The following is a 19,621-nucleotide window of genomic DNA, read 5'->3' as shown; positions in this document are numbered from 1 at the left end:
GCGCCAATCCACAATAATTGGCTCTTGCGTTTCACGGTGGAATAAAGACGTTTTACCGATGTACAACATTTCACTGTCTTCACCGTCTTTTTGGAAATGTATGCGCGCAAAATAAGGTTTTTGCTGAATGGCTTCTAATCCCTCTTTTTGAGAACGAGCCATTTCGAAAAACCGAGCGTTTGTTAAAATGTTCATATAACTTAAACTTGAATCTAAGTAGTCGAGATCAGCCATCGCATGACGAATATTTTCTTGAGCAGATTTCACATCTCGTTTAGATTCGTCGAGTAACTGTTGCATGTATTTTTTGGTGTAGGTCAGGCGCTCTTGCTCTTGCTCAAAATCAGGATGTTTCTGTGTCATACAGTCCTCCGATATGAAGAATTTTGCGTCCTGCAAAGTGATGAAATGAAGATGTTGGGGTTTGAAAACAGAATAGAATCGTAACATAGTTTAATAACTCATTGCAATAAGAATTTTCGAAAAATTCAAGTAGTATATTAAAGTTTACTTGCTCATGTCATAATACAGATAGCCTAGTTGAGTGAAAGCAGAGAATAAAGGAGATTTTATGATGGACAGAAAATCATTAGACAACGGACAAAACCGTGCGGCACAAGGGGAATCGGGATTACATACAAATTTCAAAGAAGAAATGACATACGGGGAATACCTTCATTTAGATAAACTGTTAACAGCACAAGATGGGTTAAGTGATCACCACGACGAAGCTTTATTCATCATTATCCATCAAGTTTCTGAGTTGTGGATGAAACTCATCTTGCACGAACTTCGCGCAGCGATTACGAATATTGAAAAAGATGATTTACAGCCAGCATTTAAACAGCTTGCACGAGTATCGAAGATTCAAACTCAAATAATTCAAGGATGGGATGTTTTATCCACATTAACTCCTGCCGAATATATGGAGTTCCGCTCGTCACTTGGAAATGCTAGTGGTTTTCAATCATATCAATACCGTATGATCGAGTTTGCGCTTGGCTATAAAACAAAGCATGTATTGAAAATTTACGAAAAAGACGAAGATTTACTGAACACCCTAACGGATGCTTTCCATCAACCTGGACTATACGATGCGGCGATTCGCAAGCTAGCACGTGCAGGCCTACCTATAGATGAAGCCATTCTTACGCGTGATGTATCTACTCCGTATGAACCAAATGCTAGTGTTTTAGCAGCATGGACGACCGTATATCGAGATGTCGATACTTACTGGGAGTTGTATCAATTAGGAGAGAAACTCGTAGATATTGAAGACTGGCTTCAACAATGGCGTTTCCGTCATATGAAAACTGTGGAAAGAATTATCGGATTTAAGCAGGGGACAGGGGGATCATCAGGGGTCAATTACTTGAAAAAAGTTTTAGACCAATATTTCTTCCCAGAACTTTGGACATTGCGCACAGAAATTTAAGGAGGTTTTAGGTATGAAAATATATGCCCACCGCGGTGCATCTGGCACGCATCCTGAAAATACACTCGCTGCATTCGAAGAAGCTGCTCGTCTTGCAATTCATGGTGTCGAGCTGGATGTTCATTTATCAAAAGACGGTGAGTTAGTTGTCATTCACGATGAAACAATCGATCGCACTTCAAACGGAGTGGGATATGTCAAAGACCTAACACTTACTGAATTACGTGCTTATGATTTCGGAAGTTGGTTTAATGAAGAATTTGCAAGGGAATCAATTCCAACTTTAGAAGAGGTATTAAAGATATTTCAACAAACAACACATCATGTGAATATTGAATTGAAATCAGACATTTTTCCTTATGAAGGAATGGGAGAGAAAGTTCTATACTTGGTAGAAAAAATGGGGATGTCTGATCGAGTGTTAATTTCGTCATTTGATCATGAAGCCGTTCGGAATTTCAAAAAATTAGCTCCCCACATAAAAGTGGCTATATTGACTATGGATGTGCTTGTGGATGCATATGATTACGCCCGTATTGTTCCAGCAGATGCTCTGCATATCTATTTGCCATCTGCGCATCGCAAGACGACCAAAGAAGCTTTACTCAAAGGTGCGATAATTCGCGTGTTTACCGTAAATGATGAGGTCAATGCACATGCTTTGGAAAAACGAGGGGTACATGCGATATTTACTGATTTTCCTGAAAGAATGAAGTCGGTGTTAGAAAGTGGGGAAGTTTGAGGGGGATGTCCCTTAAATGTACTCATATTTAAATAACCTCTAAATGAAAAACTCAAAACAAAAAAGGGAATCTCCAATCACTGGAGATTCCTTTTTTATATAAGTATTAATTCTGTTGTTGTTCCACTAATTCTCGTACCTCAGACTCAAACTGTGGTGTGTCGATTGTATTTTCATCGTAAGAGTATTCGTCAAGGTCATAATAATATTCATTACCTAAAGAGTCTGTGTATACCAGCAGGTAATAATCATCATGATCCTCAATATCAACTTTTGCATAAACCAAATTATTGGTTCCTTTTGACAAGTTTTTTTCTATGAAATCTTCATATTCATCACTATATTCATTATCAAATACATAAAGTGAAAGTTTTACAGGATCATTTACGTTTAGTTCTAAATTGAGATGCGTGTATGGAGAACTATTATCTTCTAATGATGTGAAAGAGTAGTTTTGCTCAATTAGCCAGTCTGGATCATCACTGGAAATTTTCCCAGTAATAGTTATTTCTTTACCTGCATTATTAATTGCCTTTATTTTATAAGTGTATACATCCCCGTTGACATGATTATCATCGTCATCATACCCATCCCATTCAAAGGAATTAATCCCTTTGGTCGATGTTTTTCCTACCATAATCGTTCGTAACTTAGTGTTCCCGTCATAAATTTCAACGGTCACTTTTGCTGGCTGGGATAATTTATAGTATACCTCTGCTGTTACATCATATTTCCATTGCACTGTAGTTGGGTATTCAATTTCAATTGGCTTGTTCCAATCCTCTAATGTGAAAAGAGCTGATTTCACAGTTGCTTTATTTCCTGCAACATCACGAAGTTCAATCAAATAGTTATATTTACCCTCATCAACAAATTGTTTTTGTTCATTTTTCCCATCCCAAGTTAATGCCAGAGCACCTTTTTTCATGTTTTTGTTGTTGATGAGCTTTTTAATTTTGACTCCTTTGTCCGTTGTTATATAGGCGGTCAAATAAACTGTTTCATTGACATCGATTTTGCCGATGTTTTTTACTGCTCCGTCCATTTTGAAAATAGCTGGTGTCAAAGATGTTTGACCCTTTGGACTGCTAGAGTCAACTGTTATCGCAAATTTACGAGAAGTGCCTTTGAGTTTATTAGCATCAATAACAGACATTGCAAGGCTGTAGGAGCCATCACTGACTTTTTTGCCTTTACTGGTTTTACCATCCCATACAATCGATTTCTTACCCGCTGAAACAGAAGTATTGTTAAGAATGGTTTTAATTACTTTATTATTTTTATCTTTAATTTGTGCAGTAATCTTGGCGTTTTTATTTAGTTCATAAGGGATTGTTAATTTTCCTTTAATAGGAGGTGAATAGATTGCTGATCCAGTAATCTTAATAGAAGGAACAACTTTATCTACAACTTTTAAAGCGGCACTTTTGTATACATTATTACCATTCCCGTTTACCTTAGCAACAATCTTATAAGTACCTCCAGCAGCATAAGTTCCATTATCTAGAGTGCCGTTCCATGATGAAGAAACCTTCCCGCCTGACCAAGTTTTGTTTGTAATCAGTTTTTTAACGGTCGTGCCTTTCGAGTTTTGAACATAAAGAGATACTTTTGAACCTTTGAATGCGCTAAATGCAATCGTTTTTTTATTTGAGCCGGTCATAGTAAAAGGTCCAGATGACAAAGTGATATTGGAAATAGGGGAAGAGGTATTTTGAAGTGCTTTGTATGCATCTATACGTCCATATCCATATAAGTAATCCCAACCTGTTCTCCATAAATCGACAGAAGATTTTTGGAGAACGGTTTCCGCCTGCTCAGCTGTCATAAGAGGATTCTTAGAAAGAATTAGAGCGGCAACTCCGGCAACAACAGGGGATGCCATTGAAGTACCATCCATTGAACTGTATTTACTGCCATTAATAGTAGAGTAAATATCTTCACCAGGTGCCGCAAAATCAATACTATTTCCATAGTTAGAAAAGTCAGTAATTTGATCTCTGCTGTCAGTTGCACTGACACCAATAACTCCATCTAGCGAAGCCGGATACGTTTCATCGTAGGAATCGTCATTCCCAGCTGCAGCAACAATCAAAACTCCTTTTGATTTAGCATACTCGGTAGCATAGTGTAAGTCATAACTATAGTAGTATCCTCCAAGGCTCATATTAATGATGTCTGCATCGTGGTCAGCAGCATATCTAATAGCATTGGCTACATCATACATATTCGCCCCTGCACCCCTAAAAACATTAATAGGCATAATTTTCACATTCGGTGCAACTCCGGCTCCTCCGGATTTATTTAAAGTAGCAGCTATAATACCTGCTACATGGGTCGCGTGGTCATCAGGAGTAAAGGTTTTCCCTCCTGTAACAGCATTGTATGGGGAAACTATCTTACCTTTTATGTCAGGATGGTTTGTTTGCACACCGCCATCGATAACTGCAACGATTACAGAAGAGGCACCTTTCGTTTGATCCCAGGCCTTTGAAGCTTGGATTTTCTTTAAATGCCATTGCTTCGAATACATGGGATCCTTCGGTGTAAAACTATTTGTCACTTGGTAGTTTGGCTCTACATATTCTATCTGATTATGTTTTAATAAGTCTTCTGCCACTTTAGACAGATCAGAATTTTTTGGAATAGATACAAGAGTAAAATTCCCAGTGTCTTGAGTTGAAATTTTTGTTAAATCTTTAGAATCTAAAATTTCCGTTTTTTGATTCTCTGTAACTGAAACTTTGAATTTGACAATCAATTGTCTAACTTCAAATTCCTTAGATTCATCAAAACGTGAGTCCGTGTTAAATTTTGAAATCTCAGGTGTTACCTTTATTTCTTCTGCTTCAGAAAGCGAAGCGGGCAGCAAAAAACAAAGTAAAGTCATTAATAAAAACCCGATTTTTTTCATAGTACTTAATCCTCCTACAACATTCTATTACTAGTAAATATATCATAGTTTAACGACACGTAAATGGAACAGCTAGGAAATATTTACAAGTGTATATTTTATTATAAGTTACGCTTGATTATGTATTTATTAATGAAAAATTAATGAAACTAAACTTGTTCTATTTATAGAATTAGTACATACGTAAGCCATGTTTTCAACGTGATTGAGTTATCATTGATCACTAACTGAAAAAATCCTTATTTCCCTTCGAGTAGGGAAATAAGGATTTTTATTTTAAAGCGATAAGAAGTAGGGTGTCATTGCTTGGTTACCATTTTGCGTTATGATCTTCTATACTCCCTAGTAATTGAGTTATAGCAAGACGTGAGCCATCTTGTAAATAAACCACACCGTTATAATAACCAACCATTTGATACACATTAGACTTAACGAGGCGAGCGTTTAGTTTTGATTCGCGTTTGAAAAACGGAGTAAATGTTAGATTCACATCTTGAGAAAACTTTGATTTAATATGCCACGGTTTCATGAAGTCTGTTTCATCATGGGTGAAAATAACATCTTCTGAGATTTTCGACATTTTCCCATTAACAAAAACAGCATTTTCGGTCATTCCTGTACCATCTGTCCATTTCCCGCCGAAGTTAAGAGCTATACGCTTATGTCCTACACGTTGGGAAGCCATCGCCCAGTGCCAAGAAGCGGTTCTTGGCCAAACACCACGACCGTAATCAAGTATCGCGTAGCTTTCTTCTGGATTAAATAAATAGCGTTTGTCTCCAATTTTTACAAATCCTCGTGTCGGCAGTGTGTGATGTTTTGCTGTATGTTGAAATAATTGACGATTCCAAGGAATCACCACATTCAGCGAATCGTCGCCTTCAGGATGTTCTATGTGCAAATCAGCATGAAGCAAATCGCCATCAAAATTTGAAATCGTTACGGCCATATGAGTTTCATTTTGCATATGTAAAAGTTGAACACTCATCTCATTATTTGAAAACTTCACGGTTTCTAAAACTTGATTGGGCATATGCACTCGTTGTCCAAGTGGAATAGTGACTGTCTTTTCAAAAAAGCGCTGAGTTTCATAATCTAAGAAATAGACACAGCAAATGGTCGCATAATCTATATGGCGTATGGTGGCTGAGAACAAAATGTCTTCACCGTAAACACACCAATAATTCCATTTTTTCTTACGCATGAAATGACCAGATAAATTACTATCAATTAACGGTTTTCGTGAAAAACCGATGGCAGCAGGATTTAAATTTCCTTTTGAATCACATAAAGATATTGGTGCTAGGATCTCACGTTCTGCGTGTTGTTGTACTTTTTGCATCTCGCCACCCTCTCGCCTATTGAATCATCACTTAATATTGCTATATAATACTTATTGTACCAAAGATATTCATGAAGGGGTATTAGCTGGAAAAGAATCAAGCATACAGTGTGAAGGTTTTCTGTGTAACCAGATATACTCCATCAAATAATACGGGGCCGTAGTTTAACGGGAGAATGACACAATGGCATTGTGTAGGCGGCAGTTCGATTCTGCTCGGCTCCATACCTTGAATCAATCAAATTTTATGTTATATAAAAATCGAATTTGAGTGAAGCATAACTAGCATTTTCACTATTTCTGGATTACAGAATAGGGAAGTGCTATTTTTTTATTGAATTCGTATATCACAAACGTTTGACCTTGTTTAATATAAAGGTTACTTCTCTAAAAAACGAAGCTTTTTAATTGAAAAATGAATTTTTATTCATTAAATCTCGGATTTGCCTACCATTTAATCCTAAAAGACGAACATTAACTAGTTAATTAGAACTTAATATTCACCTTTTTGTTGAATGTCTTTTATAAGTTTGTTATATTATCAACATAATAATTTTAATATTATTCTCGTATATGCTCGGTAATATGGTCTGAGCGTTTCTACCTAGTTCCCAATGAAAGAACTGGACTACGAGTTAAAGTATTCGGTCGTTTGGCTTTTTTGCCACTACCATTTTATGATTTAGCATTAGCTTATTTTTGCTTCATTATTTTTACTTTAACTTTCGTAGGTCTAGAAGGTAGAAATCATTCTATTTTCTAGACTTTTTGCTATGGAAAAAATCTTCAAACACCAAGGAGGAAAACGGAAAGGAAAGTGACCATAGTCTTTCTCAAATATATTTCACCAGTTTTAATAATAGTTTGAAACTATCATCATCACATTGTTTTAAAGATAAAGAATGGTTCGGCCGGAGAGAATATTAGGACTAAGGAGAGATTTTTAATGAAAAACAATATCTTAAAAAAATACGCTTTATTAGGAATTATTGCTTTACTGTTAGTATCGGTATTAGCAGGTTGTAATTCAACTTCGAAAAATGAAACTGTTAAAGAAAATGATCAAAGACCAATTATGATTCAAGGTCCAATGCCAATAGAGGCGGAAAAATTTGCACAAAAGCTAGAAAATGTTAAAGAAGAAAAATCAGGGGATTTTGTATTTTACATAGGAACTTTAGATGATTACCCCGTAATCGTTGCAAAAACAGGTAAAGGAATGGAAAATACAGCAGCAGCTACAGCAGTGGCGATTGAAAAATATAACCCTGTAGCAATAATCAATCAAGGAACATCAGGTGGACATGATCCGAATTTAAACGTATTTGATATTGTTTTAGGAAAAAGAACGACAAACCTGGGTGCTTTAAAAACAGGTGATAAGGGAGAAAACGAAGGAATTGATCCAACTACATGGAAACCTATGGATTTGATGGCTTCTGAAGGAAGTGCAGGAGAAGATCCTGATGCTGAAAAAGCTCGTTTCTACGAGGGTGATAAGGAGTTACTCACAGCTGCTAATGCAGTTAAAGACAAATACTCTAAGGGGAAAGTTGTCGAGGGTACTATAGGTTCTGCAGACGTTTGGAATAATGAAGTTGATAGAATTAAATGGTTCCATACTAAGTTTGGAACATCTGTAGAAGAAATGGAGGGTGCAGCGGCAGCACAAATTGCTAAAGCTTATGATGTACCATTTTTGGGGATTAGAGTGTTATCTAATAACAAAGTGAATGGTGGTCAATACAACCCAGATACGGCAACTGCATGTCAGGAATATGTGTATGAAGTAGTTAAACAATATATATCTGCAATGCCAAGCGAATAATTTAATAAAATCACCTTGCTTAAGGTGTGTTTTCAAGAAAGAAACATTAGTTCTGCAGGTGTAAAAAACATGTTGGCAAAGTCATTTCAATTCCGATACTAAAGCACCTCCTTAATCTCTTGGATTAAGGAGGTGCTTTTTAATTTATGAGTCGATAAAGCAGACATGTTGTCAATATATGCTGAATTCAAAATAATTTCTTTTCAATGTAAGTTATTTACATTAATATAAAGATTATATCTTGGTTTTACTCATAATAATCATTCAACTACTGCATGGATTAAATTTCTAATGGGAGTGAAATATGAAGGAATCAAACACAAAATCCAAATTCACTAAACTTCAAAAAATTGTTTTAAGTATCGCTCTGTTAGGCTTAATAGGTTTTATTGTTTATAGTGTTTATGGTGAAAATCTTCCTATCATAAAAAAAGAAGGAACCATCACTGAAAAAGCAACTAAAGATGGTGGGAAAATCATTGAAGTAGATGAAGGAATTAAGGAACCAATAGAAGAAGAATTTCCTATGACGATGTTAGATTCTCAAATAGCTGACAAAATTCATGCAATGTCTCATCAAAAAATTGAAGCAAACGAAAAGTGGGGGTTTCTGCCTTTAACTACTGAGCGAGTAACTCGATTAATTGACGTAATTGAAACCAACAAGAATGAATATTCAAATTCAGGCTTGTACTTGAGAATTCTTACACGTTGGTCGGAAAATGATTTCTCAGAAATTGACCGAGATCACAATGAAATTTGGTCGCTACAAGGCGGCACTATTGGTCGAGCAACAGGCATTCTCAGCTATGAAGAAGAATTAGAGTATATTGAAAAATATTATGATTAAAAAAGGCACTCACGATTGTGAATGCCTTTTTTCTTGATTCTAAACTATATGTTGGAAACAAGAAACGAAATGGTGACTTGTGTGCGGAGTCCTAATTTGCTTTGGATGGATACTTTCCCGTGGTGTTATTCAATTATTTTAGGTGAGCATTAAGCTCAGACCAAATCCTTTTTCTTTGTTTGAGTAAAATGGCTCGCCCAACTTCTGATAACGCTCTTCCGGAATTCCCACACCATAATCGATTACATTTATTTCAATCATACCGCCGTCCAATTTAATGCCTATTTTCAGTGTTCCGCCCGCATCCATCGATTCGATTCCATTCTGAATAACATTAAAACAGGCTTGTTTAAGTAAACCTTCTTCGTTCCATTGCTTGAGTCTTAGAATGATAGTCTTCTTTTCCTTCTAATGAAAAATTTTTAGATAATTAAAAATATAATCAATATACATTAAGCATGTTTCGTCGAAATGAAGAAGTGTGATTTTGTAATAAAAATCGCTACTCAATAATGAATCTGAAATGGCGATTTGTATGGTTTAGCATGAAGTTAAATAATAGTAAAATTTTAGTGAAACTCATCTTGTAAAATGGTACATTAGATTCACGAATAGCTTTGCAGAAATTGCGAGGTAGCAAATTAAATAGATTGAAGGCAGGCGGACGGAATAGAATTTTTAGCATTTTCTTTAGCAGAAATTCCAAATGTGTTAATCACATTGGTTATTGCATTTACACTCCATGAATTCATGCATGCGTGGATGGCATCGTTTTTCGGTGATGACACGGCAAAAAATGCTGGACGAGTTACACTAAATCCACTCAAACACTTGGATGTATTTGGAACATTGTTAATTTTTATCGCAGGAATTGGTTGGGCAAAACCAGTACCAGTCAATAGTTCTTACTTTGCAACAAGACGTATCCAATCCATTATCGTAAGTTTAGTTGGACCTCTTAGTAATTTTGTTTTAGCATTTATTGGGTTCAGTATTATTTATTTTCTACCAGTAAACCATTCGTTCGAATCATTTCTTAACATTTTTGTTTCACTAAATGTGGTATTAGGTGTCTTTAATTTATTGCCGTTACCTCCATTAGACGGCTATCGAATTATCTCAAGCTTATTTCCAACGAAAATGCAGATGAAACTTAGACCTTTAGAAACCTACGGATCCATTGTATTTTTAGTGGTAATGTTAACACCCATTGGTGACCTCACTATTATTCCATTTATCAGCAATAGTATAGGTATCGTAATAAATTCGTTCTACTCATTTTATGAGTTATTCTTGCCATAATTTACTTATGAACCACTCATGAATTTCATGAGTGGTTTTGTCATTGTCAGGGAATAACGGTTGCATAAATCGATTTTGAAATACCTGAAAATGGTTATTATATTCGTCGTTTTATATCAAATTAAAAGCTCTTTTTGAAAAGGAGCTCAGTTCTTCGTCAAATTGGAACACCAGTACCACGATTCATTCTTCTATTTTATTCGATTGTTACATAATCTCTCATGAGGGGGAATTTACATGTACAATCGCCAGGCGGCTGTTCAATATGCAAATACATGGTGGAATTCAAATAATCCTGCTTATCCTGTCTTTGACGTTGATTGCACGAATTATATCTCGCAATGTTTAAGGGCAGGAGGGGCACCCATGCGCGGCTATCCAAGGCGCGATAAAGGCTGGTGGATAGGTGGGGGCACATGGAGCTTTAGTTGGAGCACATCGCACGGACTTCGTTGGTACTTAGATACGTCGACTGTTGGTTTGCAAGCTACAAAAGTAGCGAATGCCAGTGATTTACAATTAGGAGATGTCATTAGCTATGATTTTCAAGGTGATGGTCGTTTCGACCATACGACCATAGTGACGGGTTTTAATGGGAGGGAGCCATTGGTAAATGCCCATACAGCAAGTAGTCGGCAAAGAGATTGGCGATACACTTCTTCTCCAGCTTATTTAGATGAAACGAGCTATATATTTTTCCATATAAAAGATTCATTCACATGAAAAAAACCCTTGGGCTCCCAAGGGTTTTTTTCATGTAGAAAACACGTTTTAGTCTACTGCAGGTACATGCCATAGTGCAGCGATAGTGCCTTCACCAGCATGGACAGCAAGTACGGAGCTGATCTCTCCGATGCGCACTTCTAAATTCGGTGCTTTTGCTTGAATTAAGTTTTTCAATTCTTCCGCTTGAGACAACACATTTCCCTGCATAAGATCAATCGAGCGAACGCCATCTTTCTCGTAAGCATCAACTACTTTTTCTACTAAATAGTTAAGTGCTTTCTTTTGAGAACGCACTTTATCGAGTGCTTTTAATTCCCCTAATTCGTTTATATGAATGATTGGCTTCACTTGCAATAAGTTTCCTAAGAAAAATTGAACGCCACTCATGCGTCCACCTTTATAAAGTTGGTTTAAGTTACCGATTAAAATGTAATTTCTCAAGTTGGTTACTTCGCTTTGCAGCTTATCTGTAATTTCATGCAAATTTAGGCCACGTTCTTGTAAAACAAGCCCTCGTTCTACAAGTTTTGTAATCCCGGAAGATAAAGCTAAGGAGTCGACACATTCCATTTTAACTTCGGCAATTTCTGCACCTGATTTAGAGGAAGAAAGAGTTCCGCTCAATTTTGAAGAAACATGAATGGCTAAAATTGCTTCATAATTTTCGCTGATTTTTTCATACAGCTTGGCAAATTCACCAGCAGCTGGTTGTGAAGTTTTTGGGAATTCATCGGCATTGCGAATGCGGTCGTAAAGTTGATCCGATGTTAATTCGAGTCCATCCGCGTATTGTTCTTGTCCAAAATGAATCGTTAATGGCACAACGTGTACATCAGGGTGCGCAGCAAGAATATCGCTAACATAAGCGGTACTATCAACTACCCAAGCAATTGGTTTTTTTGTCATCAACTAAACATCCTATCTTTATTTGAGAATTTAATTATTTAATATTATATCATCAAAAGTAAGTATTATCTCACGATGGTCTTAAGGTTTTAATGAAATAAAGCTATTCATTTGATAATGTTATGAGCGTTTCCATTTTTGTTCATCAAAGGATTGTTGGAAATCAAAGCGGTGGCGATACAAAATCAATACAATTGCTACAATGATTGGCCATGCACTTTCGACTTCATTAAAGTAGAAAACTGATCCAATATACGCTAAATAACCGAAAATCATGCTGAGAGTAGCACTTCGAAAGAATGGAAAAACAAGAGAAAAGGCAACAATAAAAGCAATCGCAAATAGTAGATTAAATGTTAGTCCAATCCCAACAAAAGTTGCGATACCTTTTCCGCCTTTTCCTTTTAACCAGATGGGAAAAATGTGACCGCAAATTACAAGCAATCCTCCTAGTGCAACTGCCCATTCGGGATAACCGAGATAACGTCCCGCCAGAATAACTATTACGCCCTTTGAAGCATCACCCAAAAATGTAAATAGGAATGCGCCTTTACCGATTACTGCCCCTGCATTGCGTGCTCCTAAATTCCCACTACGATGATTGCGTAAATCAATTTTATAAAACTTCCCAACCCACCAGGCTGTCAGGATATTGCCGATTAACAAGGACCCGATGAAATAGACAATCATGCGAAACCCCCAGTTCATACTTTCTTTCTATTATGAAGGAAATTATGGATTTGGGGAATAACAAAAAACATTCAATTAGGAGGAAATTGGATAGTTGCGACAAAAACGGTTAAAGTTGCGACAATAACTAATAAAGTTGAGACAATAACATGAGAAGTTGCGACAATGGCCATTCAAAAAGCCTACGATTTTCATCGTAGGCTTCCAATTAGTTATGTTTTAATCGTACTAAACGAAACACGCCGTCAATGCCTTGAAGCGAAGCTTCAAAGTAATCAGTTGAATACTGTTCAAGTAATTTTTCTGACTCGGAATTTTTTAATAAATCCGATATCCAGTGGCGCGTGTAGGGAATTGTTGGTATGATAATATTACCATAGGTTAAACGAATCTAATAGTTTAGATAAGCGACGATAAAACAGGTTTTTCATCGATTTGGAGGAGCTTTGAATGACGGTATTTAGTTATTTGCTCATTTGTTTCAAACGAGTTGGATGGCGATGTTCAAGGCAACCAAATGGATATCTTTAGTCGTGCATTGCGTTGTTTATACCATTTCCGTAACTACTGTAGTTTTCTTAGACTATGGTCTATTGTCGATAGTAAACCAAATGTTGTTAGATCGTCGGACATTTGTTTCATGGTGGGTAAAACATATCATGAAGGCAAAAGGGTCTGAGTCAAAATGGCTGTGTATAATGGCCGATCAAATTTTTCACATAATAATTTTAGGTGCAGTCGCACACATTTGGTTTTAACTTGTTAGCGAAAAGGAGAACTTACACACATGAATGAACAATCTTTATCTATACGCAACGCAATACTACAACGCCGCTCAATTAAAAATTTTAATGGACAACCAGTAGAACGCGATACATTAATGACAGTGTTAGACGATGCAAAATGGGCACCAAACCACGGAAACCGTGAACCATGGAGACTGGTTGTAGGTTGTGGTGAAGAGTTGAAAGAATTACATGAGGTATTACGCGAATTTGGTGTTGCGAAGTGGAAGGAACTTTCTGAAGAAGACTTAGCAAAACAAATGAAAAAATTCCTTGCTCCAGGAGCATATGTATTTGTTATCGTTTCTGAAGATGCTCGACAAAAAGAACGATTAGAAGATTACGCTGCGACTAGTAGCTACATTCAAAATGCACAATTATTAGCTTGGGATCTAGGTATCGGAGCTTGTTGGAAAACGCCTCCATTTTTAGATGCTCCAAAATTCCGTGAAGCGCTTGGCGTAAAACAAGGTGAACGGATTATCAGTATGCTACAATTCGGATATTTCGATGAAATGCCAAAAGCTAGACCACGTAAACCAGTCGAAGATTTTGTGACTTTCTTCGGTTCTAATTAAAACAAAAAAATCCCGGTTCATCGCAATAAAGCGAAAACCGGGATTTTTTTGTCTTAAAATAGAAAGACGTATTCCTTATTTTTTTAAATCTTGTGGAGCGAATTGAGCGATTTCATAATAGTAATCACCAATCACACGCAAACCTTGGTCAAAGTTTTCTAAATGGAAATGTTCATTGGGTGCATGGAAATTTTCCGAAGCTAGTCCAAAGCCCATTAGTACAACTGGCAATCCTAAAATTTCATCAAATGCTGCAACGATTGGAATGGAACCGCCACCACGAACATAAGAAGTTGGTACATTATAAACTTTTTCATATGAGCGACCTGCTGCTTGAATAGCTGGATGATCGAAAGGTGTGATAAATGGTTTTCCTTTATCAAACTCTGTAACTTCTACTGACACGCCGATTGGTTTATGCTTTTCGATATGAGCTTTTAATTTCGCTACAATCTCATCAGGATCCTGATTTGGTACTAAGCGACACGTGATTTTTGCTCCAGCATCAGCAGGCAATACAGTTTTTATCCCTTCGCCTGAGAATCCACCAAATACTCCGTTGATTTCTAAAGTTGGACGAACCCATGTACGCTCTAAGTGTGTATAACCTTTTTCACCGAATAGTTCTTCTACGCCTAGCTCTTTTTTTAATGCTTCTTCATCAAATTCAAGCGCATCATATGCAGCACGTTCTTCTTCTGTAACAGGAAGAACATTGTCATAAAAACCGTCAACTTGAATTGTGCCTTCTGCATCACGGAATGAATCAAGGACTTCTACTAATGCATGAATCGCATTCTGGACACCGCCACCGTAAAGACCCGAGTGAAGATCGCTTTTCGCACCTTTAACTTCAATCTGTACACCAGCTAAACCCCGTAATCCATAACATACAGCAGGTTTTCCTGGCCCTTGCATACCCGTGTCTGAAATGACAATAATATCAGCTGAAAGTTTTTCAGTATTAGCCAATACATACTCAGGTAAATTAGGACTTCCGATTTCTTCTTCACCTTCAATACAGAATTTCACGTTAACGGGTAATGTTCCTTCAGTTTTAAATAAAGCCTCGATTGCTTTAACGTGCATGTAAACTTGTCCTTTATCATCACTTGCACCACGTGCAAATAATTTGTTATCTCGGACTTGAGGGTCAAACGGCTCTGATTCCCATAAATTTAAGGGATCAACAGGCTGAACGTCGTAATGTCCATAAACTAAAATGGTTGGCTTACCTTCAGCGTGCAACCAATCTGCATAAACTACGGGGTGACCTTTCGTTTCATCAATTGATACATTTTCTAAACCAACTTTTTTTAAGGAGTCAGCTAACCACTCTGCCGCAGTTTGCATGTCTGATTTATGATCAGATAATGCACTCACACTTGGTATACGCAAAAATTCTTTTAACTCATTAAGATGTTCTGATCGGTTCAATTCAAAGTAATTGTCTAGTGCTTTTAAATGACTCATCAAAGACCCTCTTTTCGCAAAATTTCGTGAATAGAAATAGTATAGCACAAATCTATTAATAGATTTAGAGAGTGGCAAATGGGACACGTAAATTCGGAATATGGTATGATGTGAATACTAGAAGTTGAGCGGAATTTTTTGACTCATATAGGAGGAAACACGGTTAATGGAATTTATAGTTTTGGCCATTAGTTTAATGTTGTCGTTTTTCTTTTCAGGCAGTGAAACGGCACTAACAGCAGTAAATAGGATGAAGGTCCAGCTTCGTGCAGAACAAGGAGAGAGAATGTCACAAAAGCTCCTCATGTTAATCTCGAAACCGGACCGCATGATTACGACGATTTTAATCGGAAATAATATTGTTAATATTATCATGCCTACTTTATTGACAATAATTGCATTTAGATACAGCTGGGATATTGCATTAGCAACGGCAATTTTGACAATTATAATCATCATTTTTGGTGAAGTTTTGCCAAAAACAATTGCTGTAACGTTTGCAGATAAAATAGCATATACCGTAGCACCTATTATTTCAGTCCTTGTTCAAATTATGAGACCTATAACTTATTTTGTTGCGAAATTCACAAACATTTTCATTCGCATAATTTCAAAAGGTGCCGTAAAAGAAGCAACTCTTACTAAGGAAGAACTACGTTCTATGGTAGATCTTGCTTCAACAGAAGGGACCTTCAAAGAAGATGAGTCTGAACGATTAAAAGGTGTTTTAGATTTTCCACATAAAGACGTAGAAGATGTATTGGAAACACACCGTACAGAAATAATCGGTATTCCCAATAAAGCTACTTATGAAGAAGTACGCGATATTATTTTAGAACATTATTATACGCGCTACCCTGTTTATGAAGAGAGTATGGACCACATTATCGGTATGTTTTATTCGAAAGCTTTGATTGAATGGTCAATGGATCCTTCGATGGAAATGTCCGAGTTGATTGACAATGATCCATTATTCGTAGTTCAATCTGTTAGTGTTGAGAAAGTATTTAAACAAATGCTTACGAAGAAAAAACATATGGCTATTGTTCTCGATGAATATGGTGGAACTCTTGGAATTGTAACCCACGAAGATATTATTGAAGAAATGATTGGACAGGAAATTGAAGATGAATCGGATGAAGATGAAGATATTTTAGTTTATGAAATGACTGAAAATCATCTCATATGTCATGGTCGATTGGAAATAGAAGACGTAAACGAAATGTTTAAAGTTGATATTCCAAATGATCACGATACGATTGGTGGATTTGTTCTCCAACAACTGGGACACATGCCAGATAACGGTGAGCAATTCAATTATGAAAATCTTTATTTTGAAGTAAATGAAATGGACCGCAATCGTATCTTGCAGTTAACCATTACTATAAAAGGAAAAGAAGAAGTGCTGAATGACGAATAGTCATCAGCACTTTTTTCTGTCTTAAGAGCTCTCAAAATGAGATGCTGTGAGAAAATAATCGATTGTTCGAGGGTGGGGGAGAGAATAATCCCGTTCATTTAGATTTAATACCGTTCGATAAAGGTTTAATCCCGGTCACCCTATGTTTATTGTCATTCGCCCAATTTTTCCCGCAAAACTACCCTTAAACAAAGTTTAAGGAGGTAATATGCTTGGTTTTCGCTGCGCTTCTGTCCAAAGAAATACCTTAGTTTGATCGTAAAATAAGCTGTCTAAGCTTCACCGTTTTTCTGGCTGTCTAGTTTCGCAGTGCAGGCCGCACCTTAGCTTGGGCCTACAGGATGTAGGTCATGAAGGCGTTGCGACACGATGTCGCGAACTTAGCCTTCCTTCCGATTCGGTCTTTCCGGCGTCGGTGTCGATCTTGCTCCTGCGGTTACTCGTCGCAGAGGAGACCTTGCTCCTGCGGTTACTCGTCGCAGAGGAGACCTTGCTCCTGCGGTTACTCGTCGCAGAGGAGACCTTGCTCCTGCGGTTACTCGTCGCAGAGGAGACCTTGCTCCTGCGGTTACTCGTCGCAGAGGAGATCTTGCTCGCCCTGCTACGCTTTTCATTGTCTAGCTACAAGCGCCAGCTCGTACCTAAGCTTTGGCCTACAGGATGTAGGTCATGAAGGTGTTGCGACACGATGTCGCGAACTTAGCCTTCCTTCCGAATTCGGAAACAAGTTTCCGCTTGAGTGTCTTCCAGCACAGGTGTCAAGCTAGAGTAGCGCTTCACTTTTCTGTCTTACACGTTTGTAAGAAATTTGAAAGTGAATACGATAGAGCGTAAGGTTAGTTTTTGGCAAAATAGAGACATCAGCAAGAAACGGACGGAGGATATTTTTAAATGAACGGACAAATAGAGCAAGTGTACGAGGAATACCATCGTTATATATATCACTTATGTTTAAAATTGACACGCAACCAAACAGAGGCAGAAGATTTGATGCAAGAAGTTTGGGTGAAAGTAGTTCGGTATGAGGCATACATGAAGAATGTCGATCACCTAAAAGCTTGGTTAACAACGATTTGTATGAATACATTTCGTGACCGCTATCGCAAAACGGTACGTCGCAGTAAACATATCTTAAATCAACCAGACCAATTAGATGTTCCGGTGCTTGATTTAATTCCGTGTGATTCACTAACTGTGGATGACGTTTTGGAAAAAGACGATTTATCTAAAATGGTTCAACTAAAAATTTCCGAGCTGGATGGCATCTACAAAACAACCGTGTTGTATTTTTATGTGCACCAATATTCTCTTGTTGAAATTGCAGCATTAATGAAAGTGTCTATAGGTACGGTTAAATCACGTCTTTTCCGTGCGAAACAACGTTTAAAGGAAATGATGATCGCAGATACAAATGCTGTCGAATATCTTCCTGCTTAATGAAATCACAGTCCTAGAGGCTGTGATTTTTTTGTATTTAGAGATGAGCGGAGGCTCAGTCGTATTTTCTGGCTATGACGTCTGAAAAAATGGAACTGACGTCTGAAAAAAAGGCATCGACGTCTGAAAAATATCGATTCAAGTCGGAAATTCTTAGGGATAAGATTCTTCCTAATTCATCGATTCCAGGAAAATCACCCATACATAATGGTTTGGCAATTTAGAATCAAGGGAATACAGAGATTAAAAACACGAATATTCTCAAGGGGGAAAAGCGTATGGCCAACAAGCCGCGCAATCATTGGAGTAAAAGAAAGCGTATTATCATAGCTTCTTTAGGAATCTTTGCGCTAATTTATATCGCCGTGATCGTATGGCACACATTTAAACCACTACCAAAAGGTATTTCATTTGAAGGCGATTTACATAAAACAGATACTGTTGAAATGATAACGGACTTAACGTTTGCACAAGATAAAAAAGGCAAGGGAATGGTTCATGAGAACAATATTTTTGAAGCCGTATACACAATGATTGAAGAGGCAGAGGACTTTGTTGTTGTGGACTTTTTCTTATTTGACGGTTATTACGATGAAAAAGAAGATTTCCCTAAAATTGCCGACACATTATCATCAACATTAGCAAATAAAAAGAAAGAAAATCCGGATATGCCAATAGTTTTTATTACCGATCCTCTTAATCGTGGGTACGGTTCATATGAAAATGAATGGTTTAAAAAATTGCGTGATGCAGGAGTCGAAATTGTCTATACCGATTTAGATCCATTGAGAGATTCTACACCCATTTATTCAGGTATTTACCGAACGTTTTTCCAATGGTTTGATATCGGTGGAGAAGGTTGGATAGCAAATGCGATGGCAAGCGAAGCACCAAAAATGACGATTGCTTCTTATATGACTTTGCTAAATATTAAAGCAAATCATCGAAAAGCAGTAGTGACGGACAAAGAAGCTTTGGTAACATCTTCAAATCCTCACGATGCCAGTGGGTTCCATGGGAATATTGCTTTAAAAGTAACAGGACCCGTAATAAATGATGTTTTAAAGGCTGAAGAGGCTGTTTCTCTGTACTCCGGTGGTCCAAAACTTCCGCGAGTGGAAGTGAAAGAGATTGATGGAGAATATGAGGTTCAATATGTGACGGAGAAAAAGATTTTGGATGCTTTACTAGCT

Annotated in this window: 15 protein-coding genes, 1 tRNA gene, 2 pseudogenes and 1 riboswitch; of the genes and pseudogenes, 11 read left to right on the top strand and 7 right to left on the bottom strand. The window is 37.2% G+C overall.

Annotated features, from left to right (window positions below):
* Positions 1–363: pseudogene (locus AC1DOS_RS09820) on the bottom strand (RNA polymerase recycling motor HelD); the annotation flags it as partial.
* A 211-nt stretch (positions 364–574) separates the two neighbouring features.
* Here AC1DOS_RS09820 and kynA point away from each other — a divergent pair.
* The gene (gene kynA / locus AC1DOS_RS09815; protein ID WP_477537346.1) at positions 575–1,435 is read left to right on the top strand and encodes a tryptophan 2,3-dioxygenase; all 861 of its coding nucleotides are present in this window, start codon (positions 575–577) and stop codon (positions 1,433–1,435) included.
* A gap of 13 nt (positions 1,436–1,448) precedes the next feature.
* Entirely contained in the window at positions 1,449–2,177 is a 729-nt protein-coding gene (locus AC1DOS_RS09810; RefSeq protein ID WP_477537345.1) for a glycerophosphodiester phosphodiesterase, read from the top strand.
* 106 nt (positions 2,178–2,283) lie between these two features.
* On the opposite strand, the gene AC1DOS_RS09805 is transcribed toward AC1DOS_RS09810, so the two are convergent.
* Both AC1DOS_RS09805 and AC1DOS_RS09800 read right to left on the bottom strand, forming a co-directional pair.
* Complete coding sequence (locus AC1DOS_RS09805; protein WP_477537344.1) at positions 2,284–5,091, bottom strand: S8 family serine peptidase; 2,808 nt, start codon at positions 5,089–5,091, stop codon at positions 2,284–2,286.
* A 310-nt stretch (positions 5,092–5,401) separates the two neighbouring features.
* Complete coding sequence (locus AC1DOS_RS09800) at positions 5,402–6,433, bottom strand: DUF2804 domain-containing protein (RefSeq protein ID WP_108585033.1); 1,032 nt, start codon at positions 6,431–6,433, stop codon at positions 5,402–5,404.
* Positions 6,434–6,587: 154 nt separating this feature from the next.
* Here AC1DOS_RS09800 and AC1DOS_RS09795 point away from each other — a divergent pair.
* The 3 genes from AC1DOS_RS09795 to AC1DOS_RS09785 all read left to right on the top strand — a co-directional run bounded on the left by AC1DOS_RS09795 (position 6,588) and on the right by AC1DOS_RS09785 (position 9,111).
* Positions 6,588–6,658, top strand: a tRNA-Ala gene (locus AC1DOS_RS09795).
* A gap of 322 nt (positions 6,659–6,980) precedes the next feature.
* Positions 6,981–7,084, top strand: a riboswitch (purine riboswitch).
* A 295-nt stretch (positions 7,085–7,379) separates the two neighbouring features.
* Complete coding sequence (locus AC1DOS_RS09790) at positions 7,380–8,261, top strand: 5'-methylthioadenosine/S-adenosylhomocysteine nucleosidase (protein WP_477537343.1); 882 nt, start codon at positions 7,380–7,382, stop codon at positions 8,259–8,261.
* A gap of 304 nt (positions 8,262–8,565) precedes the next feature.
* Positions 8,566–9,111, top strand: coding sequence for a DUF6241 domain-containing protein (locus AC1DOS_RS09785; RefSeq protein ID WP_477537342.1), 546 nt, complete (start codon positions 8,566–8,568; stop codon positions 9,109–9,111).
* A gap of 138 nt (positions 9,112–9,249) precedes the next feature.
* Here the strand turns inward: AC1DOS_RS09785 and AC1DOS_RS09780 are convergent, their stop codons facing one another.
* Entirely contained in the window at positions 9,250–9,501 is a 252-nt protein-coding gene (locus tag AC1DOS_RS09780) for an ATP-binding protein (RefSeq protein WP_477537347.1), read from the bottom strand.
* A gap of 318 nt (positions 9,502–9,819) precedes the next feature.
* On the opposite strand from AC1DOS_RS09780, the gene AC1DOS_RS09775 reads away from it, so the two are divergent.
* Together AC1DOS_RS09775 and AC1DOS_RS09770 are read left to right on the top strand one after the other, a co-directional pair.
* A complete protein-coding gene (locus AC1DOS_RS09775) occupies positions 9,820–10,413 on the top strand; it encodes a site-2 protease family protein (protein ID WP_233260368.1) in 594 nt (197 codons plus the stop codon).
* Between the two features lie 237 nt (positions 10,414–10,650).
* On the top strand, positions 10,651–11,136 hold the full coding sequence (locus AC1DOS_RS09770; RefSeq protein ID WP_108585037.1) for an amidase domain-containing protein: 486 nt from the start codon (positions 10,651–10,653) through the stop codon (positions 11,134–11,136).
* Positions 11,137–11,184: 48 nt separating this feature from the next.
* Here AC1DOS_RS09770 and AC1DOS_RS09765 read toward each other — a convergent pair whose 3' ends face one another.
* Together AC1DOS_RS09765 and AC1DOS_RS09760 are read right to left on the bottom strand one after the other, a co-directional pair.
* On the bottom strand, positions 11,185–12,045 hold the full coding sequence (locus AC1DOS_RS09765; protein ID WP_108585039.1) for a DegV family protein: 861 nt from the start codon (positions 12,043–12,045) through the stop codon (positions 11,185–11,187).
* A gap of 120 nt (positions 12,046–12,165) precedes the next feature.
* Positions 12,166–12,735: a glycerol-3-phosphate acyltransferase gene (locus tag AC1DOS_RS09760; protein WP_477537341.1), complete on the bottom strand. Its 570-nt coding sequence runs from the start codon at positions 12,733–12,735 to the stop codon at positions 12,166–12,168.
* A 787-nt stretch (positions 12,736–13,522) separates the two neighbouring features.
* Here AC1DOS_RS09760 and AC1DOS_RS09755 point away from each other — a divergent pair.
* A complete protein-coding gene (locus tag AC1DOS_RS09755) occupies positions 13,523–14,098 on the top strand; it encodes a nitroreductase family protein (protein ID WP_477537340.1) in 576 nt (191 codons plus the stop codon).
* Between the two features lie 75 nt (positions 14,099–14,173).
* On the opposite strand, the gene AC1DOS_RS09750 is transcribed toward AC1DOS_RS09755, so the two are convergent.
* Positions 14,174–15,571 (bottom strand): dipeptidase, encoded by a 1,398-nt coding sequence (locus AC1DOS_RS09750; RefSeq protein WP_108585043.1) that lies wholly within the window; start codon positions 15,569–15,571, stop codon positions 14,174–14,176.
* 166 nt (positions 15,572–15,737) lie between these two features.
* Here AC1DOS_RS09750 and AC1DOS_RS09745 point away from each other — a divergent pair, with 166 nt between their 5' ends.
* From AC1DOS_RS09745 to AC1DOS_RS09735, 3 genes and pseudogenes are all read left to right on the top strand, one after another.
* On the top strand, positions 15,738–16,991 hold the full coding sequence (locus AC1DOS_RS09745; RefSeq protein ID WP_108585044.1) for a hemolysin family protein: 1,254 nt from the start codon (positions 15,738–15,740) through the stop codon (positions 16,989–16,991).
* Between the two features lie 891 nt (positions 16,992–17,882).
* A complete protein-coding gene (locus AC1DOS_RS09740; RefSeq protein WP_477537339.1) occupies positions 17,883–18,428 on the top strand; it encodes an RNA polymerase sigma factor in 546 nt (181 codons plus the stop codon).
* 278 nt (positions 18,429–18,706) lie between these two features.
* A pseudogene (locus AC1DOS_RS09735) lies at positions 18,707–19,621 on the top strand (phospholipase); the annotation flags it as partial.

The organism is Paenisporosarcina sp. P5_A11 (assembly GCF_056400705.1).
The sequence above is the reverse complement of the archived record's forward strand: the minus strand, read 5'-3'. Positions and strand labels throughout refer to the sequence as shown.